The following is a 26,244-nucleotide window of genomic DNA, read 5'->3' as shown; positions in this document are numbered from 1 at the left end:
TTTCTTGCCCGCATCACGCGATGATAGCCAATTTGTAACCTGACACTGGTCCGCGCTCGTGTTAATCCGTGCTGCAAATGAACCGAAAATACTGAGGAACTCATGTTCAAACTTCGCACTGCTCTGCCTGCCCTGTTGACTCTGGCTATGGCAGCGCCGCTTGCTGCTCAGGAAACCACAGCCCCCAAGGACGAACTGTCCATGGGCGAAGAAGTCAAAGAGGTTAAGCCCTATTTCCGCGAGGAGTCGGGTGATTGGAAACTGGAATGCCTGAGCACCGGCCAGGAAGAAGAGCCCTGCCAGATGTTCCAGGCCGCCTTTGATCCCGATGGCAATCAACAGTCCAATATCCGCCTGTTCAAATTGCCCGAAGGCGGTCAGGCCGTTGCGGGCTCGGTCATCGCTTTCCCGCTGGAGATTTTGCTGACCGCGCAGTTGACGATGACCGTGGATGATGGTCCCGCGAAACGTTACCCCTTTTCGGTTTGTGACCCGCTGGGGTGCTATGCGCGCGTCGGCTTTACCCAGGAAGATATCGATGCGTTTAAACGTGGCTCGAACGTAAAGTTCGAGGTGGTCCCCTTCGTTGCTCCGAATGAGCGTGTGGTCATCACCATCTCGCTGAAGGGCTTTACCGCAGGCTACGAAAAAATCAGCGTCATCGAGCAATAAGCTCTGATCCAACACGCAAAAGGCCCGCGCCAGACTGGACGCGGGCCTTTTTTGTATCTGCCGGTTTGTGACTTAGATCTTTTTCAGCGCCAGCACGGCGTTCAGGCCGCCGAAGGCAAAGGCGTTGGACAAGGCGTATTCCACATCAGCCTCGCGGGCCTCGTTCGGGACCACGTCCAGCGCGCATTCAGGATCGAATTCCTCGTATCCGATGGTCGGAGCGATCACCCCGTCACGCAGCGCCATGATGCAGGCCAGCAGCTCGACCGCGCCGGTCCCGCCGATCAGGTGGCCATGCATCGCCTTGGTGGACGAGATCATCAGGCTGTCAGCGTGGGCCCCGAACACATCCGCAACGGCTGCGCATTCGGTCTTGTCATTGGCGGCCGTCCCAGTGCCATGGGCGTTGATATAACCGACCTGGTCCGGGTTGATCCGCGCATCATTCAAGGCGCCCGAAATTGCGCGCGCTGCGCCCTGTTTGCTGGGCATCACAATATCTGACGCGTCCGAGGACATGGCAAACCCTGCAACCTCGGCCAGAATTTCGGCGCCGCGGGCCTTAGCGTGCTCGTACTCCTCGAAGACGAAAATCGCAGCGCCCTCGCCCTGCACCATCCCGTTGCGGTTGGCGCTGAACGGGCGACAGGCGTCCTTGGACATCACGCGCAGCCCTTCCCAGGCTTTTACCCCGCCAAAGCACAGCATGGATTCAGACCCGCCGGTGACCATTGCCTTGCACAGCCCCCCGTGAACCATCTGAAAGGCCTGGCTCATGGCGTGGTTCGAGGACGCGCAGGCCGTTGCCACAGTAAACGACGGCCCCTTGAGGTTGAACTCCATCGATACGTGGCTGGCGGCGGCGTTGTTCATCAGCTTGGGCACCACGAAAGGATGCACCCGGTTCTTACCATCCTCATAGACCGTGCGGTAATTGTCATCCAGCGTGGTCATCCCACCGCCGGAATTCCCCAATACCACGCCGGAACGCGCGGCCAGCTCGCCCGAGAATTCCAGCCCCGCCTGCGCAATCGCCTGGCGCGCAGCAATCAGGGTAAACTGGGTGAACCGATCGAAAAGCGCCAATTGCTGACGGTTGAATTTCACTTCGGGATCGAAGTCCTGAACCTGTCCGCCGATCTTGATGGCCAGACGGTCGACATCGCGAAACTCCAGCGGGCCGATGCCGCAGCGGCCTTCGCGCATGGCCTCCAGGGTTTCTTCAACCGAGTGGCCAAGGGCGTTGATCGTTCCCGCCCCGGTAATGACGACGCGCTTCATGCTGCTTGCTCGGCCACCAGTTGTTCGATGCCCGCGATGATCGACGCCACCGAGGAGATGTCAAAATCGCTCTCTTCCGGCTCGTTGGCATTGAAGGGAACGGTAATGTCGAAAGCCTCTTCGATTGCAAAGATCGATTCCACCAGCCCCAGGCTGTCAATGCCCAGGCTTTCCAAAGTGCTGTCCAGCGTCACGTCCGACGGCTCCAGCACGGCTTGCTCTGCGATGATTTCGATCACTTTGTCCTTGATGCTCATGATCCCGGCCCTTTCCTCGTGATGAGGTTTATCTAGTCTTTGTCTCGCGCCTTAGAAAGCGATTTTTGTAACATGGATATGTCACGCATAAGACGCGGCAGGCGGCGCAGCGATTTGTAGACCTCGATGTGCTGGTCCATCTTCATTGCCGGATAGCCCAACAAAACACGGCCCTTAGGCACGTTTGACAGCACTTTCGTGGCCCCGCCCGTGATCACATGATCGCCGATAAAAATATTATCGCTCACGCCGGTCTGGCCGCCAAGCACCACGTTATTGCCGATCCGGGTCGAGCCCGCGATACCCACCTGCGCACAGATAAGACAGTCATTTCCGATTTCAACATTGTGGCCAATCTGGGCCAGGTTATCGAACTTTACCCCGTTGCCGACGCGCGTATCGCGGACCGTGCCGCGGTCGATACAGGCGTTGGCGCCAAGCTCGCAATCATCCCCGATGGTGACGTTGCCCAAAGAGTGGATGCGGGCATAGGGCTGCCCTTTCATTTCACCCTGATCGCCAAGGCTGCCGCGTACGCGTTCCACGGCTGATTCTTCGGGCGTAACAAACGAGAACCCGTCTGCACCGACCGTGGCACCCGGCTGAGCGATAAAGTTGCGCCCAATGGTGACGCGCGCGCCCAGCTTGACGCCCTCGCGCAGAAACGCGCCCTCGCCCAGAGTTACGTCTGTTCCGATGAAACATTGCGGCCCGATGACGGAACCGGCACCGATCTTGGCACGGGCACCGATCACAGTCAGCGGCCCAACCGAGACGTCTGGACCCAATTCTGCCGTGGCGTCGATCACTGCCGTGGGATGAATGCCGCCCTCGTAGCCCTGCCCAAGATCCATCATCTGGCTGAGGCTGGACATGGCAAAACGCGGACGCGGCGCAACCAGCATCGCCTTCAGACCCATTGCCTGCCAATCAGCCCCGGCCCAAAGCATGGCGACCTGCGCCTGCCCCTCGGCCAGCCCTTCCGCATATTTGGGGCTCATCGCAAGCGCCAGATCACGCGGGCCGGCCAACGCGGGCTCGGCCACGCCATCAATCTTCAGGGTTACATCCCCGAACGCCTCGGCCCCTAGGGCAGTTGCGATATCTTGGACGGTATAGGCCATTTAGGACGCCTCCAGAATTTCTCTGGCGGCAGATTTAGCCCTGAACGGCGCCCAATGCCACCCCTGCGCTGGCCAGAGCCTTCCAAATTCGTCCGTCACGACCATAGACGTCACGGCGGAATTCCAACTGGCCCTTCGCGGTGGTCAAAGCGGTGCGATAGATGATGTGCACGGGTACCTTGGTTTCCAGGTTCACCTGTGTTTCGCGACCGGTTTTCAGATGGCCGTGGAACTCGCCCTTGGGGTTGCTGCTTTGCGGTTTCAGCAAGGCATAGGCAAACTCGAAGGGTTGTTGCAGACGAATGCAGCCGTGGCTGTAGGCGCGGGTTTCGCGGGCAAACAGGCTTTTGGCGGGGGTGTCATGCAGGTAAATATTATAGCGATTGGGGAACATGAACTTCACCAGACCCAGCGCGTTCGACCGCGACGGAGGCTGCTTCATGTCGAACGGAAAGTTCTTTTCGTCATACTGGCTAAAGTCGATATTCGCGCGGCTGACCGAACGCCCGCTGCCGTCCAGCAGCTTGAGGTGACCGGCAGCATTGGCGTTTTTCTGCATCATCGGCAGGTATTCTTTCACCGCGATCGAGCGCGGCACATTCCATGTCGGATTGATGATCATATGCTCCATCAGGTCCGAAAATTCGGGGCTGCGGCGATCATGCTTGTTTGCCCCCACAACCGAGCGCGTACGGAAGGTGACCTTGCCATTGTCCATGATCTTAGCGGTATAATCGGTCAGGTTAACCAGTACGTGGCGCTTGCCCCGCTCGCGGTTGAACCAACGCTCCCGCTCCATCGCGACCAACACCGATTTCAGGCGACTTTCAGCAGTAACATTGATCTCTTGCAACGTAGTGGCACCGGCAACACCATCATCGGCCAAGCCATGTGCGGCCTGGAATTTTTGCACTGCCTTGGTAATCGTCGCATCATAGCTGCGCGTGGACGAGCGCTTCAGATAGCCCATCGCGATCAGACGATTGCGCAGGGCAACGACTGCATTGCCGCTGTCACCGGGCTCGAGCTTTTTGCCGGGCACCTTGGGGCCCCAGCCCCCCTTGGACACAACCTGTTCCATCTGCAGACGTGCCTTCAGCAGGCGTGCATACTCGCCCGTCTGAGGCGGCAGCGCCCGCATGAATTTCGCCGGATTGCTGTCAACGAAGGCGGTCAGATAAGATTTCCGGTCGCGCAGCGGCGCCTTGCGTTTGATGTCACTGTCAACTTCCGAGGGCGTCAGAATTCCACTTTGAACGTCGCGGGCATACGAGATGAACGCCTTGCTCATCGCGACCTCGACCTTGCCCAGATCACGTGGGCTGCGCACGGATTTCAGCATCTGCGTCAGTTCGGCCGCATTGTAACGGTCCGCCGGAAGACCGTGCAGCGGCGCAGAGTTCAAAGCCTTGATCAGAGCATTGCGCCGTTTGCGGTCCGTTCCTTGTTTGCCGGTCCAAACCGGGGCATACCCGGAATCACGGTAAAATTCGGCTATATCACGGTCCAGCGCGGCGGCCTCGGCCACTGCTTGCTTGAAGGCCATATCCTGGGCCTGCGCCTGCACGCCCCCAAATGCCAAAATAAAAACCGCAACCAGGGTTGCACCAATATACCGGACCAAGCCGGAACGGGTCAGCAGCAGCATGATCTCGTCCCTTTCAAATTCTATTCGCGCGTTATTTTGTCTTAATGTCACAAATGGATGACGCCCCTGTCTAATCACATTTGCCTCAGGAGAAAAGCTTCTGTGACCAGTGATGTAATCAGGGCGCAGTTTTCGGCGCTGGTTTCGCAAGTTTGCCACACAGTAAGATTTTCAGCAAAATTTCGCCGAAGCCCCTTGAATTAGACAATTTTATAAAAATCGACGTTGGTCACGGGGAAAACTTGTGTAATAAAACCCGTGCATCTGGGGGATGACAAGGCAGGTGCCGCGTAACATCGCGGCCAGACAAGAAGCGACGGGACGGCGCTTAATATGACGACAGATTGCTCGAGGAGCATTTCGCGACGTGCGTTACTGGGCGCATTCGCAGCTACCGCTGTAACCGCGGCTCCGACATTTTCCAATGCGGCAGGCTTCCTGCGTGGATCCGGCGACATTCGCCGCATTCGTATGTATTCGGGTCGGACCGGTGAAAAAATCGACATGATCTATTGGATCGAGGGTAAGTACGTCAAGGACGCCCTCAAAGAGATCAACTATTTCATGCGTGACTGGCGCACCAACGGCACCAAGTCGATGGATACCCGCACCCTGGATATCATCGCAGCGACCCACAACCTGCTGGACGTGAACGAGCCCTACTTGTTGCTGTCGGGCTATCGCAGCCCGCAGACCAACCAGATGCTGCGTTCGAAATCGCGTTCGGTTGCCAAGAATTCCCTGCATATGAAAGGCCAAGCCGCTGACCTGCGCCTTGCGTCCCGCTCGGTCAGCCAGATCTACCGCGCGGCCTCCAGCTGCAAGGCTGGTGGGGTTGGCCGCTACAGCCGCTCGAATTTTGTTCATATGGATTGCGGTGTGGTGCGCAGCTGGGGCCGGTAATACTGGCTGCCATTAAGATTTCAGAGGCCCGTCGGTATTTCGACGGGTCTTTTTGTTTGCCACACATGATCTGGCGCGACGAAGTTAGCGCTTTCCTATAACTCTGCGATCTTTTATCTCCTGCCCAGCCGCAACATGCGAAAGATCCGCCGATGAAACCTTTCCTGATCCTGCAACTGCGCCCTGAGACCGAAGCCTCGGATGATGAATACGCGGCCTTTCTGGCCAAGGGTGGTTTGACGGCAGAGCAGACCCACCGCATCCGGCTGGAGCAAGAGGACATGCCCGAACTGGATCTGTCGGATTACTCGGGTGTCATCGTCGGCGGCGGTCCCGGTTGCGTCAGCGACCCGATCGATAAGAAGGACCCGCTCGAGGCCAAGATCGAGGCCGAAATCCTGTCTTTGATGCCGCAGATCACCGAAAACGACATCCCCTTCATGGGCTGCTGTTATGGCATCGGCATCCTGGGGCATCACCTGGGTGCCAGCGTGTCCAAAGAACAATATGGCGAACCCGTGGGCCCCACCAACTGCAAGATCACTGCGGCCGATCCCATGCTGGACGGTGTGCCGGACGAATTTCTGGCCTTTGTTGGCCACAAGGAAGCTTTGCAATATCTGCCCGACGGCGCAGTGCACCTGCTGGCCTCGGACCCCTGCCCGTTTCAGATGATCCGCTACAAGCAGAATGTCTATGCCACTCAGTTCCACCCCGAAGCCGACAGCGCCGGGTTTGAATTGCGCATCCGTCTGTACAAGAACAAGGGCTATTTCCACCCGGACGAGGCCGACAGCCTGATCGCCATGTGCCGCGCTGCGGACGTGCATGCGCCCGAACGCATCTTGCGCAACTTCGTTAAGCGCTACGGGCGCTAAGGATTTCTGCCGCGATCTTGAACGAGGTGATGCGTTTTTCAATGTCGTGGATTTGCCCGTTCAGGATCAGCTCGTCTGGCTGATATTTCTGAATAAGCTCTTCCAACATACTGGCCACACGTGCGCGGCCGCCATAAGCGCAGACCGAAAGCTGCTGGTTGACCGAGCGCAGCATCACTGGATCAATGTGATCCTCGATCCGCTCAACCGGTTTAGGCAGCTTGCCACGTTTGCCCACCCGCATCAGCGCAAAGGCCTGCTGCATCGAGCTACGCAGATATGCGCCCTCGTCATCATCAGTGCCCGCAAAGACATTCACGGCCAGCATGAAATATGGCTTGTCCAAAAATCGCGAGGGCTGGAACGTCGTCCGGTAAACATGCACGGCCTGATCCAGATCCGCGGGCGCGAAATGCGAGGCAAAGGCGTAGGGCAGCCCCAGATAGGCCGCCAGCTGCGCGCCATATAAAGACGAGCCCAACAGCCATACCGGCACATGCGTCCCTTCGCCCGGAAAGGCGTGGACCTGTTGTTCAGGTGTGGGGTCCTGGAACAGCTGTACCAGCTCCATCACGTCCTGGGGAAACCGATCCGGCCCCGACATGTTCCGTCGCAAAGCCTGCATGGTCACGCCATCAGTGCCGGGCGCGCGTCCCAGCCCGAGGTCAATCCGATCAGGGTACAAGGTTGCCAGCGTGCCGAACTGTTCGGCGATCACCAGTGGCGCATGGTTGGGCAACATGATCCCGCCCGCGCCAATTCGCATCCGTTTGGTCTGGCCCGCGACATGTCCGATCAGAACCGAGGTCGCCGCACTGGCAATACCCGGCATATTGTGGTGCTCGGCCATCCAAAAGCGGTTATACCCGACTGCCTCGGCCTCTTGCGCAAGGTCTACGGTGTTTGACAGGGCGTCGGAAATCTTGTGCCCATCCGGGACAGGGGATAGGTCCAGCACGGAAAAGGGGATCATCAGGCGCTCCTTGGTTGGTGGCCTGACATTAGCGCAGAAGCGTTCCGCGTCCAGCCTTATCGCAGGGCGACCCGCTTGGCGTCTTGATAGGCAAACTCGATCAGCGCGCGCACTTTGCGCGGCAGCGTGCGGCCCTCAAGATAGACGGCGCTAACCGGTAAGGGGTCAGGGCGCCAATCTTGCAGAACCTCAACCAATTGGCCCTTGTCCAATGCCTCGGTCAGGGCAAAGCTGGGACAGGCCGCGATTCCCATCCCCTTGATCGCCTGGTCCCGCGCAACCCGAGCGCTGTTGACCATGAACCGCGTGCGCACATCCACCATCATCGTTCTGCCACCTTTCTGAAGGCTCCAGCGCGTCGCAGCGGCCCGGTTCGTGTCTGCGATACACGTATGATCCAACAGGTCTTGTGGCACCTTTGGGGTGCCATGGTCGGCCAGATACGCTGGCGCGGCAACCACCTGCGTGGCCATTGACCCGATCCGCCGCTGCCTGAGGGAAGACACCGACAAGGTGCCGATCCGAAAGGCCAGATCGATCCCTTCGCTGGCCAGATCTACGTGGGAATCGTTCAGGCGCAGGTCGATCGTCAGTTCGGGGTGGTCAGCGGCAAAGCGCGCCAGCATATCCTGGACATAGACCTCGCCAAAGGTCACCGGGGCCGAGATTCTCAGGACGCCTGCAAAACCCCGCGTGCCTTCGGACACTTCGGACAGCATCTCTTCTACTTCGTCCAATAGTGCAGGGGCGCGCGCCAGCATGTTTTGCCCGGCAGCCGTCAACCCGACCTTGCGCGTGGTGCGCTGCAAAAGCCGGGTACCAAGGCGCGCCTCAAGCTCGGCCACGTATTTCGACGTTAACCGGTTCGAAATGCCCAACCGATCCGCCGCCGCGGTGAAAGAGCCCGTCTCGGCCGTAGCAACAAAGGCGCGAAGCCCGTCAATCAGATCCACATCGGCCCCCTTTAGGAACATATTGGCGATATTCATTCCATATCATCGCCATTTTATTCCCTCAAGGAAAAGCGCACCTTCTGGCCCATAAGAACAACAACCACTCATCACCGCGGCCCCAAGGGTCGCATCAACAAACGGACCAAGACAATGATTGACAACAAAACCGCTCCTTATGCTGCCCTTGTTCTTCGTATCACCACGGGTGTTCTGTTTATCCAGCACGGCCTTCTGAAACTGATGGTCTTCACCCCCGCCGGTACCGCTGGTTTCTTCGAAAGCCTGGGGCTGCCCGGTTGGCTGGGTTACCTGACCATGATCGCCGAGATCGCAGGTGGCGCGGCTCTTATCCTGGGTATCGCAACCCGCCTTGTGTCGGCCGCGCTGGTCTTCCCGCTGCTGGGCGCCGTGATCTTCGCACACTGGGGCGCCGGCTTTGGCTGGACCAACCAAGGTGGCGGCTGGGAATACCCGGCGATGTGGGCCCTTGTCCAGGCATCGTTGGCCCTGCTGGGGGATGGCGCCTATGCGCTCTACCCGCTGAAACTGAAAAAAGCTGCCGCTTAATCAAACAACCAACGGGGCCGCGTGGTTTGCGCGGCCCTTTGCAAACCCAAACCCCTTACAAAAGGAGCAGACCGATGAGCATCAAACAATCGCTGCAAAACCTCAAAGACAGCCTTCGCACCTCGGACCGGATGCCGGTCGTGTTCCTGGGCCATGGCAGCCCGATGAACGCCATCGAGGACACCGAATATTCGCGCAGCTGGACTGCCTTGGGCAAAACCCTGCCGCGTCCGCAAGCGATCCTGGTTGTGTCGGCGCACTGGATGACCCGCGGCTCGACGCTGGTGGATGTCTCGGCCTTTCCGCGGACCATCTATGATTTTTACGGCTTCCCGGACGCGCTGTACCAGGAAAGCTATCCTGCCCCCGGCCATCCTGATCTGGCCAAAGAGGTGGCAAGCCTGCTGGCCAGCCACCATGTCGAGGGCGACGACACCTGGGGCCTGGATCATGGTGCCTGGACCGTGCTGAAGTTCCTGTACCCCGAGGCAAACGTGCCCGTGTTCCAGCTGTCAATCGACATGACCAAGGACCTGCCGCACCACCTGGAAATCGGCGAGGCCCTGTCCGAACTGCGCAACCGCGGCGTTCTGATCTTGGGGTCGGGCAACATCGTTCACAACCTGCGCGCCATGCGCTTTGGTGGCCGCCCCTATGACTGGGCGTTGGAGTTCGACAGCATCTTCGCTCATAGCCTTGAAATTGGCGATCATCAGCTGATCACCGACCGCAAGGCACTGGGTCCCCTTTTGCAGATGGCACACCCTTCGGTGGACCACTATCTGCCCGCGCTGACCATTGCAGGTGCGGCCGACGACAAGGACCAGCTTACCTTCATGAACGATTCGATCGACATCGCTTCGGTTTCGATGCGCAGCTTCATTTTCCACTAGGGGACGGACATGCTTGTAGACGGAAAATGGACCAAGGACTGGAACCCGGTGCAAAAGGCCGACAAGGACGGCCGGTTTGTCCGCCAGGTTTCAGGCTTTCGGAACTGGATCACACCTGACGGGGCCCCAGGCCGCACCGGCACCGGAGGCTTCAAAGCCGAGCCGAACCGCTATCGTCTGTATGTGGCCTTTATCTGCCCCTGGGCCTCTCGCGCGTTGATGGCGCGCAAACTGAAGGGACTGGAAGAGATGATCCCCGTGACCATCGTCAACCCGACCCTGACGGATGAAGGCTGGTCCTTTGGCGGTTATCCCGGCGCAGAAACGGACCCGCTGTTTGGAGCGGATTTCCTGCACCAGATCTATACCCGCGCCGATGGCGGCTATACCGGTCGCGCGACAGTGCCTGTTCTTTGGGATACGCATCAAAACGTCATGGTGAACAACGAAAGCGCCGATATCCTGCGCATGTTCGACACCGCGTTTGAACACCTGGTGCCCTCGGACTATCGCCTGTATCCCGAAGATCTGGCCCCCCAGATCGACGCACTGAACACTGCCACCTACGAGCCCTTCAACAATGGGGTTTACAAGGCCGGGTTCGCCTCGTCGCAGCAAGCCTATGACGAGGCCGTGGAAACGGTATTCGACACGCTGGACATGCTGGAACAGCGCCTGACCGCGCCCTACCTGCTTGGGGATCAGCTGACCGAGGCCGACATCCGCGTCTTCGTTACCTTGATACGCTTCGATGCCGCCTATCACGGGCTGTTCAAAACCAACTGGAAACAGATCAAGGACTATCCGCGCCTCTCGGCCTATATGGAGCGTATTTTGGGTCTGCCCGGCATCCAGGAAACAGTGAACTTGGATCACATCACAAAAGGCTACTACTCGATCAAGGCTTTGAACCCCAACGGGATCGTCCCGGCCCTGCCCCGCCATGTTGCCGGCCTGATCGCTGGCTAAACCAAGAACTGCCCCCTGCCCCGGGGCGGTTTTTCCCTAGAAACGGATATTTCGTTTGCGCGGAGAATACGCGCAAGTATAGTGCCTGGAAGGCTTTTTTCGCCTTTATGTTAATGTCAAATACTTGCAAGGTTTCTATGCACCGCACTTTTCTTCCGATCGCCCTTCTTTCCGCTTCTCTTCTTTCCGCCTGCATGTCCGCCCCCACAGGGGGATCGTCTAAACCCTCGCTCTGGAGCGAAGGCGGCGTTTCCGCAAATCTTGTGTTGGGCGATGCCAAGGATGTCTCGTTCGGCCGGGCACAAACCAGCTTCATGAACATCAACGGCACCTCGCAATACGCCAAGCAGCCGATGCGCTTCACCGCGTCGCTGGGCAATTCCGAGGCCGCACAGGCCGTCAAGGCAAAGGGCCAGCCGCTGTATATCTATGCGGCGACCAAACTGCTGATGGAGACCGTCGACAAGGGCAAGCCGGGTGTCAAAACCGGGGGCGTCAGCCTGGAAGGCACCGCATGCGAAGGATACCGTTTCGTTCTGCACCCGGGCAACAATTACAGCGTTGATATTTACGCCGAACCCAAGATCCGCATCCGCAGCACCACCCGCGCGGACACCATTATTGGCCGCTACTCCAGCGACTGGGCCGCGACCCGTGTCGAAGCTTTTTCGGACGTCATCGCCATCCGCTCCAAACCTTTCATGGTTGTCGAATATGGTGATCGCTACATCAACGCGGTCAACTATGGCCCCGCAGTTGCCGTGACCCGCGATTTCGACAAGGCCTGCACCCTGAAACAGTCCAAAGAGGCCTTCAAAAGCAAGGGCAACCGCAAGAATCGCTCGGGGAATATCGTGCAAAGCGCCCCACGGGCACCGCGGTAACGGAGGCTGGAATGGGTAACAAACTGACCTCTACCGCTGTCCTGCTGTGCGGGCTGATCGTTGCTGTGCCCGCCGGGGCCGGCAACCTTGGCGCCCTGGTCCAGCAGGGCAACAGCACGTTCAACAAGATTGAAAAGGGCAACGCCGAGTGGCTGGAGCAAGAGCGGGCTGCAGACGAACGGCGCCGCAAACTCGCCCAGGAACGCGCCCGTCAACGAGCCGAGGAAGCCCGCCGTAACGGGACCTATAACTCGGCCGCCCCCGAAGCGGACGCCCCTTCAAGCTCGGGCAGTACGTCAAGTAAACCGTCGAAATCCGCGAGTTCGTCGGGACCCAGCAAAGGGGTTCGTTCGATCACGGATGGGGGACGTGTGTCCGGTACAGACAAGCGCGCCAGCAAGATCCAATGCAACAACGGCCGCACGCACCGTATTTGGCGCTCGAGCGGACAATGGTGGTACGGATCCGGCGCGCAAGGCGGCCAAAACCGCAACCTGCAAGAGCAAGCCGAATTCCTGTGCGACTAACGCGCGGTGTCGGCAATTTTCCAGGGAAATGGCGCACCCGAGAGGATTCGAACCTCTGGCCTCTGCCTTCGGAGGGCAGCGCTCTATCCAGCTGAGCTACGGGTGCCTATTGGCGTCTTTACCCAAAGCCCGGACGGGGTGCAATCCGTAACGCACCCGGGCTTTGGAAATTTTCGTGTTCAACCAAACAGATCGTGCGCAAGTTCCAGCGCGTCAATCAGTGCGTCGACCTCGGACTTGGTGTTGTACATCCCGAACGAGGCGCGGCAGGTCGCCGGGGTGCCCAGATGATCCATCAGGGGGCCGGCACAGTGATGCCCTGCCCGCACAGCCACACCTTTCTTATCCAGAATGGTGGAAATGTCGTGCGCATGAGCTGCGCCTTCCATCGTGAACGAGAAGATCGCCGCCTTGCCAGGGGCCGTGCCCTGAAGGTTCAGCCAGTTGATACCGGACAGACGTTGTAGCGCGTATTTGGACAGCTCTGCTTCATGCGCGGCGATGTTCTCCATCCCGATGCCCATCATGTATTCCAGCGCGACGCCCATGCCGATGGTCTGGACAATCCCCGGCGTGCCTGCCTCGAATTTCATAGGCGGGTCGTTATAGCATACCGCGTCCTTACTGACCTCTTTGATCATGTCACCGCCGCCCAGAAAGGGCTGCATCTCGGCCATGCGTTCCTTGCGGATGTAAATCGCACCCGAGCCTGAAGGACCGTACAGTTTATGCCCCGTGATCGCGTAGAAATCGCAGCCCATGTCGGCCACGTTAACCGGCATGTGCACCGCCCCTTGCGAGCCATCAACCAGCACCGGAACGCCTTTTTCGCGGGCGGCGTGACAGATGGTTTTCACATCAACAATGGTTCCTAACACATTGGAACATTGAGTGATTGCCACAAGTTTGGTTTTCGGACCGATGGCATCGATCACTTTTTGCGGATCCAGAGACCCATCAAGTTCAGTGTCCACCCATTTCAGCACGACGCCCTGACGCTCGCGCAGGAAATGCCATGGCACGATGTTTGCGTGATGCTCTGCCACGGACAGGATGATCTCGTCCCCTGCCTGCATCCGCGGCATTGCCCAGCTATAGGCGACAAGGTTGATCCCCTCGGTCGTACCCGAGTTGAAAACGATCTCGTCCTCGTCCGGCGCACCTAAGAATTTCGCCACGATGCCGCGCACGGCCTCGTACTTGTCGGTGGTCAGATTCGACAGGAAATGCAGTCCGCGATGCACATTGGCATATTCGTTCCGATAGGCATTGGTGACCGCATCAATCACCGCTTTGGGCTTTTGTGCACTTGCACCATTATCCAAATAAACCAGCGGCTTGCCATTCACTTCTCGTGCAAGAATGGGAAAATCCGAGCGGATTTTTTCGATGTCATACATGGGTCAGAATCCTGTACCACCGGCCCCGATCAGGAGCAGAAAAAGAGAAAGTCCAAATGCAAAGCCAAAGCCGGCAATCAGCATCGTCACGATGGATTTTCCAAGCGACTGCCACCCTTGGGCGACGTCGATGAAATTGACAAGAATCCACAGCCCATAGAGCCCAACCATCAACGAAACCATATCCGCCAGCCCCGGCAACACAAAGATCACCACGATCACACCCAGTTGGGCGGCCGCGCGCAAAGCTTGCAGCCAGATCACCAGCGGCAGCAGATCCATTAACCTGGCGCGCCCACCCATCAGCTGGCCGATCCACGCCAAGACCATCGAACCGATGACCATAACGGCCACCATCAGCGCAAGATACAGGAATGGCAGGTTAAAGCCGGACACGATGCCAACGCGAGCCTCGAGCAAAGTGACCGATGCAGAAAACAACAAAGCGTTTAGTACCGCGACCAGCGCAAGCGCTGTCCAGATGGCCTCGGGGCGCAGCTCCAGCGACAATATCCGTTCAGCGGACTTGCGCGGAGTACGGATCGTCTCGATCGCCAATTCCTTTAGGGGAATCATTGCCTTATCCCTTCTGAGCGGGCGGCCATTCAGCCTGCCTCAGCCCTGAAATCCAGAACCACAGAAATACCACCAGCCAGATAAGACCAACCAGTGTCAGGGCGCCCCCGGCCCCAATAAAACCCGCAACCATCCCTTGCAGCAACAAAAGCGGAGACGAGGCCAGCAGCGCCCAGAACAGCGCAATCCGCGCGCCATATCCCGTACCCTTGCCTCCTGCGGCGCGGGCCACAAGATGAGAGATGAAGGCCAGCGCATACAACAGCAGTGGCGCAATCATCACCCAGGCCAGCAAAGTGGCGCCCAACAGCATGTTAAGCTCTACCTCGGGGTCCAGATGCGCCTGACGCGCCAGTCGCGGCCATTGCGCGACGAACACCACGGTGCAACCGGCCATCAGGATGGCCAGCGCCCGATCTTCGCGTTGCCCCATCTGCAGCAGACGCGCAACTACGCGCCCAGGCCGGCGATAGCTGGTAACTATGTCCGAGGTGACACCCATCAGTCGCGCCGACGCTCCAGCCAGCCTTCCAGACGGCTGACGATCTCGTTGCGAAGCTCTTCGGCCTCGATCTCGTCAACGGCTTCGGCAAGGAAGGCCAGAACCAAAAGGTCCGTCGCTTCGTGCGTCGGCACTCCGCGCGAACGCAGATAGAACAGCGCATCTTCGTCGATCGCCCCCGAGGTCGAGCCGTGCGAACAGGCCACGTCATCTGCGTAAATCTCAAGCTCGGGCTTGGCCAGGAACTGGCTGTCGTCGTCCAGCAACAGCGATTGGCTGATCTGGTAGCCATCGGTTTTCTGAGCGCCGGCCTTCACCAGGATCTTACCCTGGAACACGCCAGTCGCCCCGTTGCGAAGCACTTTCTTGAACACCTGGCGGCTTTCGCAGTTCAGCGCGTCATGCGTCACGAAAACCGTGTCATCGTGATGAAAATCGCCATCCCCCATGCAAGCGCCGGCCACATGCGCCACGGCGTTATCGCCCAGCAGCTCGATAAAGCATTCATTGCGGGTCAACACGCCATTGGCGGTCAGGGTAAAGCTTTTGAACACGCTTTCGGTGCCCAGACGGGCAAAAATATGGGTGGCGGCACGGCGTTCGTGGTCGCGGCCCTGAGCGCGGACATGGTGGAATTGCGCTTTGTCGGCAACTTCGACCTCCATGCATTTGTTGAAACGCGCAGCGGCGGGGCCGTTTTCCAGCAAGGTGAACGAGGCACCTTCCTCGACCTTAACAACGTGGTGCAACACCGCGTCCGAGCTGTCCGAGCCATGAATGTAGACCAGGCTGACCGGCTTGCTGGGGGTCGCAGAAACCCGGATCAGCACACCATCGGTTGCCAAAGCGGTGTTCAGCGCGGCCAGCGGACGTTCGACCGGGGCCTGACCGTTTGCTTCAAGCACGCCATAGCTGTCCTTGGCCCAATGAATATCTGCAGCGCCTGCGGTTTCCAAACGTTCGATCTCGATCCCTTCAAGGGTCAAGTCGTCGCTAGCCTCGGCATCAAAGACGCCGTCCTGAAAGACCAGCTTCAGACGATCCACATCGTTGAAAACAGGAATTTCGTCGCCGGTATCAAACAGGGCGGCTGCGGGGGCCACCTGCGCCGTCAGAGTGTCAGGACGCGTGTATTTCCAGTACTCATCCCGGCGCACGGGCAGACCCATGGCACGCACGCGCGCCAAGGCATCCTGTCGCGCCGCGGCTAGCCAGCCGCCAGAAGCCGGCAACGAGACATCGGCAAGACGCGTCTGTGTCGCCTCGAGTTTTGCCTGCAGCGCTGCCATTATTCGATCTCCGCCAGGATGTCGGCATAGCCGTTCTTCTCGACTTCCAGGGCCAGCTCGGGACCACCGGATTTGATGATGCGACCGGCAGCCATGATGTGCACCACATCAGGTTTGATGTGATCCAGCAGACGTTGGTAGTGGGTGATCACCAGGAACGAGCGGCCCGCGTCGCGCAGCGCGTTCACGCCCTCGGACACCAGCTTCATCGCGTCCACATCCAGACCCGAGTCGGTCTCGTCCAGGATGCACATCTTTGGCTGCAGCATAGCCATTTGCAGGATCTCGTTCCGCTTTTTCTCACCACCCGAGAAGCCAACATTCACCGGACGTTTCAGCATGTCCGCGTCGATTTTCAGGGTCTTGGCCTTGGCGCGGACCTCTTTGAGGAAATCGGTTGCCGACAGCTCTTCTTCGCCGCGCGCCTTGCGTTGCGCATTCACGGCCGTCCGCAGGAACGTCATGTTGCCCACACCGGGGATTTCCACCGGATATTGGAACGCCAGGAACAAGCCGGCTGCGGCGCGCTCTTCGGGCTCCATTTCCAGAATGTCTTCGCCTTCCAAGGTTGCTTCGCCGTCGATGACCTCATAGCCATCCTTGCCGGACAGAACGTAGGAAAGCGTCGATTTCCCTGACCCGTTGGGCCCCATGATCGCATGGACCGAGCCCGCTTCGATTGACAGGTCGACCCCCTTCAGGATCTGCTTGTCTTCTTCTTCAAGTTTGACCTGCAGGTTCTTGATTTCCAGCATGTTTTTCCCTTTTCAATCACTGCGCATTGCTGCGCTGTCTGGCCTGGATCCCTGGCTGTTTTCTAGCGCGTTCCAGGGGCAAGGCCGTTGTTCCTTGGGGCCTGCGCCCCGCTTAATTCATTCAACCATCACTGCGGTGCCCGAAGCCGAGACCATCAGCATTGACTGGCCGACAACTTCGTAATCCAGATCCACGCCGACGACCGCATTGGCACCTAAAATGGCAGCGCGTTCCTGCAGCTCACGCAGGGCCGTGTCGCGGGCATCCTGCAGCTTGGATTCATAGGCACCCGAGCGGCCCCCGATGATGTCGGTGACGCTGGCGAACAGATCCCGCACAACGTTGGCGCCCATAATGGCTTCGCCCACGACGATGCCCTTGTAGGCGGTAATACTGCGACCTTCGATCGAAGGAGTAGTAGTAATGATCATTTTAGCACCTTTTCAACATGATACAGGCCAAACTTAACCTACGGACCCTTCCAGAGAGATCGCCACCAACTGCTGTGCTTCCATGGCGAATTCCATCGGCAGCGCCTGCAACACGTCCTTACAGAACCCGTTCACAACCAGCGCGACGGCCTCTTCCTCGTCCATGCCGCGTTGACGGCAGTAGAACAGCTGATCGTCATCCACCTTGGAGGTGGTTGCCTCGTGTTCGACGCGGGACGAGTTATTCTTGACCTCGATATAGGGAACCGTATGGGCCCCGCATTTATCGCCGATCAGCAGGCTGTCACATTGGGTGTAGTTCCGCCCGTTCTTGGCCTTGGGGTGCATGGACACCAGCCCGCGATAGGTGTTCTGCGCCTTGCCGGCGCTGATACCTTTGGACACGATGCGGGACTTGGTGTTCTTGCCCAGATGCACCATTTTCGTGCCGGTATCGGCCTGCTGCATGTTGTTGGCGATGGCGATCGAGTAGAACTCGCCCTGGCTTTCGTCGCCGCGCAGGATGCAGGACGGGTATTTCCAGGTCACTGCCGAGCCGGTTTCCACCTGCGTCCACATCACCTTGGAGCGATCCCCGCGGCAATCGGCCCGCTTGGTCACGAAATTGTAGATACCGCCGTTGCCCTCTTCATCACCGGGATACCAGTTCTGAACGGTCGAGTATTTCACCTCGGCGTCTTCTTCCAGAATGATCTCGACCACGGCCGCGTGCAGCTGCGCGGTGTCACGCTGGGGCGCGGTGCAGCCTTCCAGATAGGACACATAGCTGCCTTTGTCGGCGATGATCAGGGTGCGTTCGAACTGACCGGTATTTTCGGCGTTGATGCGGAAATAGGTCGACAGCTCCATCGGGCAGCGCACACCGGGGGGCACGTAAACGAACGAGCCGTCCGAGAACACGGCCGAGTTCAGCGTGGCGTAATAGTTATCCGACTGCGGCACCACGGTGCCCAGGTATTTCTTGACCAGTTCGGGGTGTTCGCGGATCGCCTCGGAGATCGAGCAGAAGATGACGCCGGCTTTTTTCAGCTCGGCCTGGAATGTGGTACCAACACTGACAGAGTCGAACACCGCATCCACAGCAACCTTACGGCCCTCGGCGGGCATATCCTCGGCGCCTTCGACACCGGCCAGGATCATCTGTTCTTTCAGCGGGATGCCCAGCTTTTCATAGGTCGCCAACAGCTTGGGATCGACCTCGTCCAGCGACTTGGGCTTCTCCTCCATCGATTTGGGACGGGCATAGTAATATTGGTCCTGGAAATCGATCTCGGGATAGCTGACCATGGCCCATTTGGGCTCTTCCATCTTGGTCCACCGCTCCAGCGCTTGCAGACGCCATTCGGTCATCCATTCGGGCTCGTCATTCTTGCTGCTGATCAGCCGGACGATATCGGCGTTCACACCCTTGGGCGCGTACTCCATCTCGATATCGGTTTCCCAGCCGTACTTGTACTTGCCGCCGACTTCGCGCACGGCATCGACCGTTTCCTGGTCAACCCCTTCTTTAACGTCGCTTTGATCCAAAGCAGCCATGATGCACCTCTTGTTCGCGTCTTTGTCTCATGCCACGCGGGCACGAAACTTCTGTTGTTTGGACAGCCAGCTTTCAGCAAAGCGCAGCACGTCCTGTTTTGTCGTCTCCAGCCCCAGTGAAACGCGGATCGCGCCCTTGGCAGCCTCTTCGTCATAGCCCATGGCCCGCAAAACCGGGCTGGCACGCAATTTTCCCGAGGAACAGGCCGAGCCCGCCGAAATGGCAAACCCCGCAAGATCCAATTGCATAACCTGTGTTTCGCCTTTCCAGCCGGGCGTTGCAAAACACGCAGTATTGGGAAGACGCTTTGCACCTTTCCCGACAAAAATAGTATCTCTCGCCTCGGCCTCAATGGCCTCTTCCAACAAATTACGCAAGCCCTGCACTTCGTCCCAGCGGCCATTCGCCAGATCACGGACCGCAGCCTCGGCCGCTGCGCCAAAGCCAGCAATGCCGGGGATGTTCTCGGTGCCGGCGCGGCGGCCCATTTCCTGACCTCCGCCTTTCAGCTGAGCGGCAACTTCGGTGCCCCGCTTGACCACCAGCGCGCCGATCCCCTTGGGGCCACCCAGCTTGTGCGCCGAGACCAGCACCGCCTGAGCACCACACCAGTTGAAGGCAAACGGTATCTTGCCGAAACCCTGCGTTGCATCACTTACGGCCAACCCATCGGGCAGGTCCTGCACCACACCGGTTTCCGAATTGGCCAGCTGCAACGTTGAGCCCGCCGGTTCCTCGACCGTCACGCGCCCATCGGCATCGACCAGCAGCACCGGATCTATCCAAGACAGAACCGCATCATGCTCGACCGCAGCGCCCTTCAGCCCCCGGCCCGCGCAGATCAACGCAGCGGCCTCGGTCGCGCCCGAGGTAAAGATCACATCCGCCCCGTCAGCCCCCAAAGCCGCCGATACCTGCGCGCGCGCGCGTTCAACCAATCCCTTTGCGGCGCGCCCTTCGGCATGCACGCTGGACGGGTTGCCCACAACGTCCATGGCCGCAATCACCGCTGCTTTGGCTTCGGGGCGCATGGGGGTTGTTGCATTATGATCCAGATAGACCCGCGACATCAGTCCTCGTCCACCACCGCGAAAAGACCGGGCACTGCCGGACACGGCGCCAGAGAGTTGTCGATCACATCCGAAAGACGTGCGTTATGCAAGAAGACATAGACATTTGCGCTCAGGCTTTGCCACAAGCGGTTGGTCATTGATTGCGCACGGCTGCCCGAGGCCCCGCCGCTGGCGCCAGCGCCCTTGTGCATGGCATCCACGGTTTCATCCACGGCGCTTAGCACCTCGACCACGCGAATCTCGCTTGGCGGGCGCGCTAGACGGTACCCACCACCAGGACCACGCACCGATTCCACCAGCCCCGCACGGCGCAGCTTGACGAATAGTTGTTCCAGATAGGCCAAGGAAATGTCCTGCCGCTTCGAGATATCGCCCAAGGAAACCAGCGTTTGCGCCGGTTGCAGAGCGATATCAGCCAGCGCAACCATCGCATATCGTCCTTTTGTGCTAAGTTTCACGCCTCGATTCCCTCGTGAATTGATTGACGATACGGCCTACAAGGCTTATCTGCATTGCAGCCCACTGGCCCTGCCAGGGAAGAATTAGAACCGTTCTAAGCAGCTTGACCAAATTTGTCAAGAATGAACGGCCCAGCGAGGAGAGACGCAAGACATATGCCCGAGGTTATTTTTCCCGGTCCCGAAGGTCGGCTGGAAGGTCGCTATCATCCGCAAAAAGACCGTGACGCCCCGATCGCCATTGTCCTGCACCCGCATCCGCAGTTTGGCGGCACCATGAACAACAAGGTGGTGTATAATCTGCACTACGCCTTCTACAACATGGGCTTCACGGTTCTGCGTTTTAACTTCCGCGGTGTTGGCCGCAGCCAGGGCGAATATGACCAGGGTGTGGGCGAGCTGTCTGACGCCGCTTCGGCGCTGGATTACCTGCAATCGATGAACAGCAATTCCAAGCATTGCTGGGTCGCCGGTTTCAGCTTTGGTGCCTGGATCGGGATGCAGCTGCTGATGCGCCGCCCCGAGATTACCGGATTTGTGTCGGTCGCACCGCCCGCCAACATGTATGATTTCTCGTTCCTGGCGCCCTGCCCCAGCTCGGGTTTGATCATCAACGGCACCGCCGATCGCGTGGCCCCTCCTGCGGATACGGCGTCGTTGGTTGGCAAGCTGCACGAACAAAAAGGCATCACCATCACGCATCAAGAGATCGAAGGCGCCGGGCACTTCTTTGAAAAAGAAGAGCAGATGGACAACATGATCGGCAATGTCACCACCTATGTGAAACGCCGTTTGACCGAAACCACACGCTGAGGCCAGCATGGGGATCACCGAAGATCTTGCCGACGCCCTTGCCAAGGACGCGATCGAAGCGGCCGAGACCTTGGGCGACGAAACGCTGATAGACCAGATCGGCAAATCGCTGGGCGACAGTTCGACCACCACGCAAGAGGCCTTTTTGACCGCGGTGCGCGTGCGTCTGGCCGAACGTCGTGCCCGGCAGATGCTGAACGCCAAGATCGAGGCCGCGTTGAAAGCGCAGTCGGGGAATGACTGAGCGTCTGGACGCGCAGATGGCCTTTCTGACCGAGGCCTGCAAGCTTAAAACGGTGACCCGCGCAACCCTGCTGTGCGACGCCTCGCGGCGCGAAAACTCGGGCGAGCACAGCTGGCATCTGGCATTGTATGCCCTGACGCTTGCCGAACACGCCCCCAATGGGGTGGACATCAACCGCGTGATCCGCATGCTTTTACTGCATGATCTTGTTGAAATCGACGCTGGCGATGCGCCGATTTTCGGCACCCATGACATTGCCGAAACCGAAGCGCAGGAACAGGCCGCCGCAGACCGGATTTTCGGTATGCTTCCCGGGGATCAGGGCACCCAATTGCGGGCCCTGTGGCAGGAATTCGAAGACAACCAGAGCCCCGACGCCAAATTTGCCAAATCACTGGACCGGTTCCAACCGCCCAACCAGAACCTTGCCTCGGGCGGGGGCAGCTGGGTGGAATATGACGTGGATTTTGACACCGTCGCCACCAAGGTCGGGGCAAAGATCGCCCATGGCGCGCCCGGATTGTGGGACTGGATCGCCCCAAAAATCCGCGCGTTTCTCGTGGCGAAGGGCTGACCGCCTCTACTTTGCTTTCTTGCGCTTCTGCTCGGCGATCACCTTTTCGGCCAGATCACGCGCGATTGCGAAGGCACCTTTGATCTTGTCGCTGTCCTTGGCCCAATCGCGGCGCACGACGATCTTGTTGTCCTTGACCTTGGCCAGCCCATTTTGCGCCTGGATATATTCCACCAGCCCCTGAGGCGAGGCGAACTTGTCGTTGTGGAACTGAATCGTGGCCCCCTTGGGGCCGCCGTCCAGCTTGGAGATACCGGCGCGTTTGCACATGGCCTTGATGCGGACGATCAAAAGCAATGTGTTCAACTCTTTAGGCAGTTTTCCAAAGCGGTCAATCAGCTCGGCGGCAAAGCCTTCAAGTTCAACTTTGGTATGCAACCCACTGAGACGACGATACAATCCCAAACGCACATCCAGATCGGGCACGTAGTCTTCGGGGATCAGGACCGGAACGCCCAGGTTGATCTGCGGCGCCCATTGATCGCCTGTATCGCTCAGGCCTTCCATCTCGCCGGACTTGATCTTGGCGATCGCCTCTTCCAACATTTGTTGGTACAGCTCGTATCCCACATCGCGCATTTGGCCGGACTGCTCTTCCCCCAAAAGGTTGCCTGCGCCGCGGATATCCAGGTCCTGGCTGGCCAGGGTAAAGCCCGCGCCCAGCGTATCCAGAGACCCCAGAACGCGCAGGCGTTTTTCGGCGGCGGGTGTCAGCGGCGCGCGGGGTTTGGTTGTCAGATAGGCATAGGCGCGGGTCTTGCTGCGCCCCACCCGGCCCCGAATCTGATAAAGCTGCGCAAGACCGAACATATCGGCGCGGTGCACGATCATCGTGTTGGCCGTGGGAATATCCAGACCGGATTCAACGATCGTTGTGGCCAAAAGCACGTCGAATTTGCCATCATAAAAGGCATTCATCCGCTCGTCCAAATCCGTGGCGGCCAGCTGGCCATGGGCGGTGATAAAGCTGACCTCGGGGACGTGATCGCGCAGGAATTGCTCGATCTCGGGCAGGTCCGAAATGCGGGGAACCACGTAAAAACTTTGCCCGCCACGGTAATGTTCGCGCAGCAGCGCCTCGCGGACGGTGACGGCGTCAAACTCGCTGACATAGGTGCGGATGGCCAGACGGTCGACCGGAGGCGTTCCGATGATCGACAGATCGCGCACGCCCGACAGGCTGAGTTGCAGCGTGCGCGGGATCGGCGTGGCGGTCAGCGTCAGCACGTGAATATCGCTGCGCATCTGTTTCAACCGCTCTTTGTGGCCGACACCGAAATGTTGTTCTTCATCGATGATCAGAAGGCCAAGGTTCTGGAAACGAATGTTTTTCGCCAGCAACGCATGCGTGCCGACGACGATATCCACGGTGCCCCGCGCCATCCCGTCACGGGTCTTCGCAGCCTGTTTGGAACTGACGAAACGCGACAGGGCGTGGACCTCGAGCGGGAAGCCACGGAACCGCTCCGAGAAGCTTTTGTAGTGCTGACGCGCCAGCAAGGTGGTGGGTGCAATCACGGCCACCTGCACGCCTGACATGGCGGCGACAAAGGCGGCGCGCATGGCGACTTCGGTTTTCCCAAAGCCCACGTCACCGCAGATCAGGCGATCCATCGGACGGCCGCTGGTCAAATCGTCCAGCACATCCTCGATCGCGCGCAGCTGGTCATCGGTTTCCTGATATGGAAAGCGCGCGCTAAAGGCCTCCCACGCGTGATGCTGTGCTTCAAGGGCGGGCGCCGTTCGCAGGGCGCGTTCGGCGGCAACCCGGATCAGGCGATCAGCCATCTCGCGGATGCGTTCCTTGAGCTTGGCCTTCTTGGCCTGCCATGCGCCGCCACCCAGCCGGTCAAGCAGACCTTCGTCATGGCCGTATTTTGACAGCAGCTCGATGTTTTCGACAGGCAAATACAGCTTGGCGCCTTCGGCATATTCCAGCAGCAGGCATTCGTGGGCGGCGCCAGCGGCCGTGACCACCTCGAGCCCGAGGTACCGGCCGATCCCATGATCAACGTGAACGACCAAATCACCCGCGGCAAGCGACTGGGTTTCGGTCAGGAAATTCTCGGCACGTTTGCGTTTACCCTGCTTGCGAACCAGACGCTCGCCCAGCACGTCCTGCTCGGAAACCACCGTCAATCCGGGCGCTTCAAAGCCGTGCTCCAATGGCCAAACGGCCAGATGCACCCCGTATTTGCCGACCCCGCCCATGTCCGAAACAGGCACCGCGCCCAGAAGGCCCTCGTCTTCAAGCAGGCCATCCAGACGTTCGCGCGCACCCTCGGAATAGGATGCAACAACGACCGGACCATTCGCAATTTTGGCATTAATATGGTCATTCAGAGCACTGAAAAGGTTTACATTTTCCAGCTGCCTTTCGGGTGAGAAATTGCGGCCGATACGCCCGCCTGCGTCCACCACACCGGGCCCCGAGGCTTGGGGAAGCGGATGAAACTGTACCACGCGCCGGCCATCGATTGCGGCATGCCATGCGGTGTCATCAAGATACAGCTGCTCGGGCGGCACGGGTTTATAGATCGTGTCGAGCCGCCCTTTCTGAGACATGGCAATCTTACGCGTTTCGTACTGGTCGGCGATCCCTTCCCAGCGAGAAATACGCGCGGGCGTAATCTGGTCATCCAGCGTGATCGGCGCTTTTGGCAAATAATCGAACAGAACCTCCAGGCGGTCATGAAAGAACGGCAGCCAATGCTCGATCCCCTGGTGTTTGCGACCGGCGCTGACCGCCTCGTACAGCGGGTCATCAGTGCCTGCCGCGCCAAAGGCGATACGGTAATTCTGGCGGAACCGCAGAATCGCGGCCTCGTCCAGGATCACCTCGGACACCGGGGCCAGCTCGATCAGGTCCAATTTTTCGATTGTTCGCTGACTGACCGGGTCAAAGCGGCGCGCCCCGTCCAGGACGTCTCCGAACAGGTCCAGACGGACGGGACCGGTGTCACCGGGCGGAAAGATGTCGATGATGCCGCCGCGGATCGCATAGTCGCCCGGCTCCATCACCGTGGGCGCCTGCGAAAACCCCATACGCACCAGGAAATCCCGCAGCGCCTTTTCATTAATCCGCTGATCGACGCGGGCGGTGAATGCGGCCTCTTTCAGAACCTCGCGCGCGGGCACCCGCTGCATAGCGGCGCTGAGCGTGGTCAGCAGGATAAAACGCTGGGGCATCCCGTGCACCAACCCCGCCAGCGTGGCCATCCTCGCAGCCGAGATATCCGCATGCGGGCTGACCCGGTCATAGGGCAGACAGTCCCAACCGGGGAAGGTGACCACCGGCATATCCGGCGCAAAGAAGCGCAAGGCGGCCTCGGTGGCCGCCAGTCTTTTGTCGTCTCGGGCGATGTGAATCACGGGGCCAGTGGCCTTGTCGACCTCGGCCAGGATCAGCTTGGCGTCAAAGCCCTCGGGGGCGCCCCCGATCGTGATCTGCGGGTTGTTCGACATTAGTATTTTGCCCCAAGTGCCAGAAATTATTAGGAAGATTGACCGTATAGATTTGGTAGATGCCCCAAATGGTCGTCACGAAGATCGAGATCATCCCGATCACCTGAACCCAGATGCGATGGCGGGTCAATCGCTTGCGCAGTGCGGCGCCCGAAAGCTCTTCGTCGCGGATACGGCGGGCGGTGTTCAGGCTGAGGATGCCCACGATGGTCAGCGGCGCAAGCAAACAGAAAACCGCCTGCGCCAGCTGCACGTCATAAACAAAGCCAAGCCCGGCAAGGATAGTGAAGAAAAAGCACCCCAACCCAAGCAGCCACAACCCGGACACGCCCGAGATATACAGCAGCCTGTTGATATTCACGCGGACCAAATCCTCAAGGTCCTGCTGCGTCTGGTTCGGCCCCTCGCGCTGCGCATGACGGCCTGCACGGATCACCAGATCAAAAGGAACCCCCAACACCCAATGGCTGGTCGTCGACCACATGACCGCCAGTGCGATCCAGAACCAAAGGTTCGAGAAGGACCGCATGTCGATCATTTCATTGAGAAGTTCGTACCAGCTCACCTGAGGCACCC

General features: G+C 59.1%; 28 protein-coding genes and 1 tRNA gene. 11 read left to right on the top strand and 18 right to left on the bottom strand.

What is annotated here, in order from left to right:
• Positions 1–102 precede the first annotated feature (102 nt).
• A complete protein-coding gene (locus ACOQOQ_RS12565) occupies positions 103–672 on the top strand; it encodes an invasion associated locus B family protein (RefSeq protein WP_420567332.1) in 570 nt (189 codons plus the stop codon).
• 72 nt (positions 673–744) lie between these two features.
• Here ACOQOQ_RS12565 and ACOQOQ_RS12560 read toward each other — a convergent pair whose 3' ends face one another.
• From ACOQOQ_RS12560 to ACOQOQ_RS12545, 4 genes are read right to left on the bottom strand one after another with little or no spacing between them, the layout of a single operon-like run.
• Positions 745–1,953, bottom strand: coding sequence for a beta-ketoacyl-[acyl-carrier-protein] synthase family protein (locus ACOQOQ_RS12560; protein WP_420567331.1), 1,209 nt, complete (start codon positions 1,951–1,953; stop codon positions 745–747).
• Complete coding sequence (locus tag ACOQOQ_RS12555; protein WP_420567330.1) at positions 1,950–2,210, bottom strand: acyl carrier protein; 261 nt, start codon at positions 2,208–2,210, stop codon at positions 1,950–1,952. The genes ACOQOQ_RS12560 and ACOQOQ_RS12555 overlap by 4 nt, the downstream gene beginning before the upstream one ends.
• Before the next feature lie 32 nt (positions 2,211–2,242).
• On the bottom strand, positions 2,243–3,334 hold the full coding sequence (gene lpxD, locus ACOQOQ_RS12550; RefSeq protein WP_420567329.1) for a UDP-3-O-(3-hydroxymyristoyl)glucosamine N-acyltransferase: 1,092 nt from the start codon (positions 3,332–3,334) through the stop codon (positions 2,243–2,245).
• A 34-nt stretch (positions 3,335–3,368) separates the two neighbouring features.
• Positions 3,369–4,982, bottom strand: a complete 1,614-nt coding sequence (locus ACOQOQ_RS12545) for a L,D-transpeptidase family protein (protein ID WP_420567328.1) — start codon at positions 4,980–4,982, stop codon at positions 3,369–3,371.
• A gap of 333 nt (positions 4,983–5,315) precedes the next feature.
• Between ACOQOQ_RS12545 and ACOQOQ_RS12540 the strand changes: the two genes are divergently transcribed.
• Entirely contained in the window at positions 5,316–5,885 is a 570-nt protein-coding gene (locus tag ACOQOQ_RS12540; RefSeq protein WP_420567327.1) for a YcbK family protein, read from the top strand.
• 152 nt (positions 5,886–6,037) lie between these two features.
• Positions 6,038–6,763: a glutamine amidotransferase gene (locus ACOQOQ_RS12535; protein WP_420567326.1), complete on the top strand. Its 726-nt coding sequence runs from the start codon at positions 6,038–6,040 to the stop codon at positions 6,761–6,763.
• Here the strand turns inward: ACOQOQ_RS12535 and ACOQOQ_RS12530 are convergent.
• Positions 6,744–7,736 carry an LLM class flavin-dependent oxidoreductase gene (locus ACOQOQ_RS12530; protein WP_420567325.1) on the bottom strand — a complete coding sequence of 331 codons (993 nt, stop codon included), beginning with the start codon at positions 7,734–7,736 and terminating at the stop codon, positions 6,744–6,746. The genes ACOQOQ_RS12535 and ACOQOQ_RS12530 overlap by 20 nt on opposite strands.
• 56 nt (positions 7,737–7,792) lie before the next feature.
• Positions 7,793–8,689: a LysR family transcriptional regulator gene (locus ACOQOQ_RS12525; RefSeq protein WP_420569770.1), complete on the bottom strand. Its 897-nt coding sequence runs from the start codon at positions 8,687–8,689 to the stop codon at positions 7,793–7,795.
• A 150-nt stretch (positions 8,690–8,839) separates the two neighbouring features.
• On the opposite strand from ACOQOQ_RS12525, the gene ACOQOQ_RS12520 reads away from it, so the two are divergent.
• The 5 genes from ACOQOQ_RS12520 (at position 8,840) to ACOQOQ_RS12500 (ending at position 12,529) form a co-directional block, all read left to right on the top strand.
• Positions 8,840–9,256, top strand: coding sequence for a DoxX family protein (locus ACOQOQ_RS12520; RefSeq protein WP_420567324.1), 417 nt, complete (start codon positions 8,840–8,842; stop codon positions 9,254–9,256).
• A 74-nt stretch (positions 9,257–9,330) separates the two neighbouring features.
• Complete coding sequence (gene ygiD / locus ACOQOQ_RS12515) at positions 9,331–10,149, top strand: 4,5-DOPA dioxygenase extradiol (RefSeq protein ID WP_420567323.1); 819 nt, start codon at positions 9,331–9,333, stop codon at positions 10,147–10,149.
• Positions 10,150–10,158: 9 nt separating this feature from the next.
• The gene (locus ACOQOQ_RS12510; protein ID WP_420567322.1) at positions 10,159–11,118 is read left to right on the top strand and encodes a glutathione S-transferase family protein; all 960 of its coding nucleotides are present in this window, start codon (positions 10,159–10,161) and stop codon (positions 11,116–11,118) included.
• Between the two features lie 194 nt (positions 11,119–11,312).
• On the top strand, positions 11,313–12,002 hold the full coding sequence (locus ACOQOQ_RS12505; RefSeq protein ID WP_420567321.1) for a hypothetical protein: 690 nt from the start codon (positions 11,313–11,315) through the stop codon (positions 12,000–12,002).
• 11 nt (positions 12,003–12,013) lie between these two features.
• Positions 12,014–12,529: a hypothetical protein gene (locus tag ACOQOQ_RS12500; protein ID WP_420567320.1), complete on the top strand. Its 516-nt coding sequence runs from the start codon at positions 12,014–12,016 to the stop codon at positions 12,527–12,529.
• Positions 12,530–12,558: 29 nt separating this feature from the next.
• Here ACOQOQ_RS12500 and ACOQOQ_RS12495 read toward each other — a convergent pair.
• The 10 genes from ACOQOQ_RS12495 to ACOQOQ_RS12450 form a co-directional block, all read right to left on the bottom strand.
• Positions 12,559–12,635 (bottom strand) — tRNA-Arg (locus ACOQOQ_RS12495).
• Between the two features lie 73 nt (positions 12,636–12,708).
• Entirely contained in the window at positions 12,709–13,929 is a 1,221-nt protein-coding gene (locus tag ACOQOQ_RS12490) for a cysteine desulfurase (protein WP_420567319.1), read from the bottom strand.
• A 3-nt stretch (positions 13,930–13,932) separates the two neighbouring features.
• A complete protein-coding gene (locus ACOQOQ_RS12485; RefSeq protein ID WP_420567318.1) occupies positions 13,933–14,505 on the bottom strand; it encodes a YIP1 family protein in 573 nt (190 codons plus the stop codon).
• 4 nt (positions 14,506–14,509) lie between these two features.
• The gene (locus ACOQOQ_RS12480) at positions 14,510–15,007 is read right to left on the bottom strand and encodes a YIP1 family protein (RefSeq protein ID WP_420567317.1); all 498 of its coding nucleotides are present in this window, start codon (positions 15,005–15,007) and stop codon (positions 14,510–14,512) included.
• Complete coding sequence (sufD, locus tag ACOQOQ_RS12475; RefSeq protein ID WP_420567316.1) at positions 15,007–16,296, bottom strand: Fe-S cluster assembly protein SufD; 1,290 nt, start codon at positions 16,294–16,296, stop codon at positions 15,007–15,009. Before sufD ends, ACOQOQ_RS12480 begins: the two co-directional genes overlap by 1 nt.
• Entirely contained in the window at positions 16,296–17,051 is a 756-nt protein-coding gene (gene sufC, locus ACOQOQ_RS12470) for a Fe-S cluster assembly ATPase SufC (RefSeq protein WP_420567315.1), read from the bottom strand. The genes sufD and sufC overlap by 1 nt, the downstream gene beginning before the upstream one ends.
• Before the next feature lie 117 nt (positions 17,052–17,168).
• Positions 17,169–17,483 (bottom strand): heavy metal-binding domain-containing protein, encoded by a 315-nt coding sequence (locus tag ACOQOQ_RS12465; RefSeq protein ID WP_420567314.1) that lies wholly within the window; start codon positions 17,481–17,483, stop codon positions 17,169–17,171.
• 33 nt (positions 17,484–17,516) lie between these two features.
• Positions 17,517–19,040, bottom strand: coding sequence for a Fe-S cluster assembly protein SufB (gene sufB / locus ACOQOQ_RS12460; protein WP_420567313.1), 1,524 nt, complete (start codon positions 19,038–19,040; stop codon positions 17,517–17,519).
• 27 nt (positions 19,041–19,067) lie between these two features.
• On the bottom strand, positions 19,068–20,111 hold the full coding sequence (locus ACOQOQ_RS12455) for a cysteine desulfurase family protein (protein WP_420567312.1): 1,044 nt from the start codon (positions 20,109–20,111) through the stop codon (positions 19,068–19,070).
• Positions 20,111–20,572, bottom strand: coding sequence for an Rrf2 family transcriptional regulator (locus ACOQOQ_RS12450; RefSeq protein WP_420567311.1), 462 nt, complete (start codon positions 20,570–20,572; stop codon positions 20,111–20,113). Before ACOQOQ_RS12450 ends, ACOQOQ_RS12455 begins: the two co-directional genes overlap by 1 nt.
• Positions 20,573–20,728: 156 nt before the next feature.
• On the opposite strand from ACOQOQ_RS12450, the gene ACOQOQ_RS12445 reads away from it, so the two are divergent.
• The 3 genes from ACOQOQ_RS12445 to ACOQOQ_RS12435 are packed head-to-tail and all read left to right on the top strand — an operon-like array spanning position 20,729 to position 22,203.
• A complete protein-coding gene (locus ACOQOQ_RS12445) occupies positions 20,729–21,385 on the top strand; it encodes an alpha/beta hydrolase (RefSeq protein WP_420567310.1) in 657 nt (218 codons plus the stop codon).
• Positions 21,386–21,392: 7 nt separating this feature from the next.
• Entirely contained in the window at positions 21,393–21,629 is a 237-nt protein-coding gene (locus tag ACOQOQ_RS12440; RefSeq protein WP_420567309.1) for a hypothetical protein, read from the top strand.
• Positions 21,622–22,203: an HD domain-containing protein gene (locus tag ACOQOQ_RS12435; RefSeq protein WP_420567308.1), complete on the top strand. Its 582-nt coding sequence runs from the start codon at positions 21,622–21,624 to the stop codon at positions 22,201–22,203. Before ACOQOQ_RS12440 ends, ACOQOQ_RS12435 begins: the two co-directional genes overlap by 8 nt.
• A gap of 6 nt (positions 22,204–22,209) precedes the next feature.
• Here the strand turns inward: ACOQOQ_RS12435 and mfd are convergent, their stop codons facing one another.
• Both mfd and ACOQOQ_RS12425 read right to left on the bottom strand, forming a co-directional pair.
• Entirely contained in the window at positions 22,210–25,668 is a 3,459-nt protein-coding gene (gene mfd, locus ACOQOQ_RS12430; protein ID WP_420567307.1) for a transcription-repair coupling factor, read from the bottom strand.
• On the bottom strand, positions 25,619–26,233 hold the full coding sequence (locus tag ACOQOQ_RS12425) for a component of SufBCD complex (protein WP_420567306.1): 615 nt from the start codon (positions 26,231–26,233) through the stop codon (positions 25,619–25,621). Before ACOQOQ_RS12425 ends, mfd begins: the two co-directional genes overlap by 50 nt.
• Positions 26,234–26,244: the final 11 nt, after the last annotated feature.

Origin of the sequence: Thalassovita sp. (assembly GCF_965218685.1) — a bacterium.
Classification (GTDB): domain Bacteria; phylum Pseudomonadota; class Alphaproteobacteria; order Rhodobacterales; family Rhodobacteraceae; genus Thalassobius.
The sequence above is the reverse complement of the archived record's forward strand: the minus strand, read 5'-3'. Positions and strand labels throughout refer to the sequence as shown.

Excerpts from the sequence above, each read along its gene's own strand:
- ACOQOQ_RS12565 (WP_420567332.1), top strand. The coding sequence starts at position 103 with ATGTTCAAACTTCGCACTGCTCTGCCTGCCCTGTTGACTCTGGCTATG.
- ACOQOQ_RS12560 (WP_420567331.1), bottom strand. The coding sequence starts at position 1,953 with ATGAAGCGCGTCGTCATTACCGGGGCGGGAACGATCAACGCCCTTGGC.
- ACOQOQ_RS12555 (WP_420567330.1), bottom strand. The coding sequence starts at position 2,210 with ATGAGCATCAAGGACAAAGTGATCGAAATCATCGCAGAGCAAGCCGTG.
- lpxD (WP_420567329.1), bottom strand. The coding sequence starts at position 3,334 with ATGGCCTATACCGTCCAAGATATCGCAACTGCCCTAGGGGCCGAGGCG.
- ACOQOQ_RS12545 (WP_420567328.1), bottom strand. The coding sequence starts at position 4,982 with ATGCTGCTGCTGACCCGTTCCGGCTTGGTCCGGTATATTGGTGCAACC.
- ACOQOQ_RS12540 (WP_420567327.1), top strand. The coding sequence starts at position 5,316 with ATGACGACAGATTGCTCGAGGAGCATTTCGCGACGTGCGTTACTGGGC.
- ACOQOQ_RS12535 (WP_420567326.1), top strand. The coding sequence starts at position 6,038 with ATGAAACCTTTCCTGATCCTGCAACTGCGCCCTGAGACCGAAGCCTCG.
- ACOQOQ_RS12530 (WP_420567325.1), bottom strand. The coding sequence starts at position 7,736 with ATGATCCCCTTTTCCGTGCTGGACCTATCCCCTGTCCCGGATGGGCAC.
- ACOQOQ_RS12520 (WP_420567324.1), top strand. The coding sequence starts at position 8,840 with ATGATTGACAACAAAACCGCTCCTTATGCTGCCCTTGTTCTTCGTATC.
- ygiD (WP_420567323.1), top strand. The coding sequence starts at position 9,331 with ATGAGCATCAAACAATCGCTGCAAAACCTCAAAGACAGCCTTCGCACC.
- ACOQOQ_RS12510 (WP_420567322.1), top strand. The coding sequence starts at position 10,159 with ATGCTTGTAGACGGAAAATGGACCAAGGACTGGAACCCGGTGCAAAAG.
- ACOQOQ_RS12505 (WP_420567321.1), top strand. The coding sequence starts at position 11,313 with ATGTCCGCCCCCACAGGGGGATCGTCTAAACCCTCGCTCTGGAGCGAA.
- ACOQOQ_RS12500 (WP_420567320.1), top strand. The coding sequence starts at position 12,014 with ATGGGTAACAAACTGACCTCTACCGCTGTCCTGCTGTGCGGGCTGATC.
- ACOQOQ_RS12490 (WP_420567319.1), bottom strand. The coding sequence starts at position 13,929 with ATGTATGACATCGAAAAAATCCGCTCGGATTTTCCCATTCTTGCACGA.
- ACOQOQ_RS12485 (WP_420567318.1), bottom strand. The coding sequence starts at position 14,505 with ATGATTCCCCTAAAGGAATTGGCGATCGAGACGATCCGTACTCCGCGC.
- ACOQOQ_RS12480 (WP_420567317.1), bottom strand. The coding sequence starts at position 15,007 with ATGGGTGTCACCTCGGACATAGTTACCAGCTATCGCCGGCCTGGGCGC.
- sufD (WP_420567316.1), bottom strand. The coding sequence starts at position 16,296 with ATGGCAGCGCTGCAGGCAAAACTCGAGGCGACACAGACGCGTCTTGCC.
- sufC (WP_420567315.1), bottom strand. The coding sequence starts at position 17,051 with ATGCTGGAAATCAAGAACCTGCAGGTCAAACTTGAAGAAGAAGACAAG.
- ACOQOQ_RS12465 (WP_420567314.1), bottom strand. The coding sequence starts at position 17,483 with ATGATCATTACTACTACTCCTTCGATCGAAGGTCGCAGTATTACCGCC.
- sufB (WP_420567313.1), bottom strand. The coding sequence starts at position 19,040 with ATGGCTGCTTTGGATCAAAGCGACGTTAAAGAAGGGGTTGACCAGGAA.
- ACOQOQ_RS12455 (WP_420567312.1), bottom strand. The coding sequence starts at position 20,111 with ATGTCGCGGGTCTATCTGGATCATAATGCAACAACCCCCATGCGCCCC.
- ACOQOQ_RS12445 (WP_420567310.1), top strand. The coding sequence starts at position 20,729 with ATGCCCGAGGTTATTTTTCCCGGTCCCGAAGGTCGGCTGGAAGGTCGC.
- ACOQOQ_RS12440 (WP_420567309.1), top strand. The coding sequence starts at position 21,393 with ATGGGGATCACCGAAGATCTTGCCGACGCCCTTGCCAAGGACGCGATC.
- ACOQOQ_RS12435 (WP_420567308.1), top strand. The coding sequence starts at position 21,622 with ATGACTGAGCGTCTGGACGCGCAGATGGCCTTTCTGACCGAGGCCTGC.
- mfd (WP_420567307.1), bottom strand. The coding sequence starts at position 25,668 with ATGTCGAACAACCCGCAGATCACGATCGGGGGCGCCCCCGAGGGCTTT.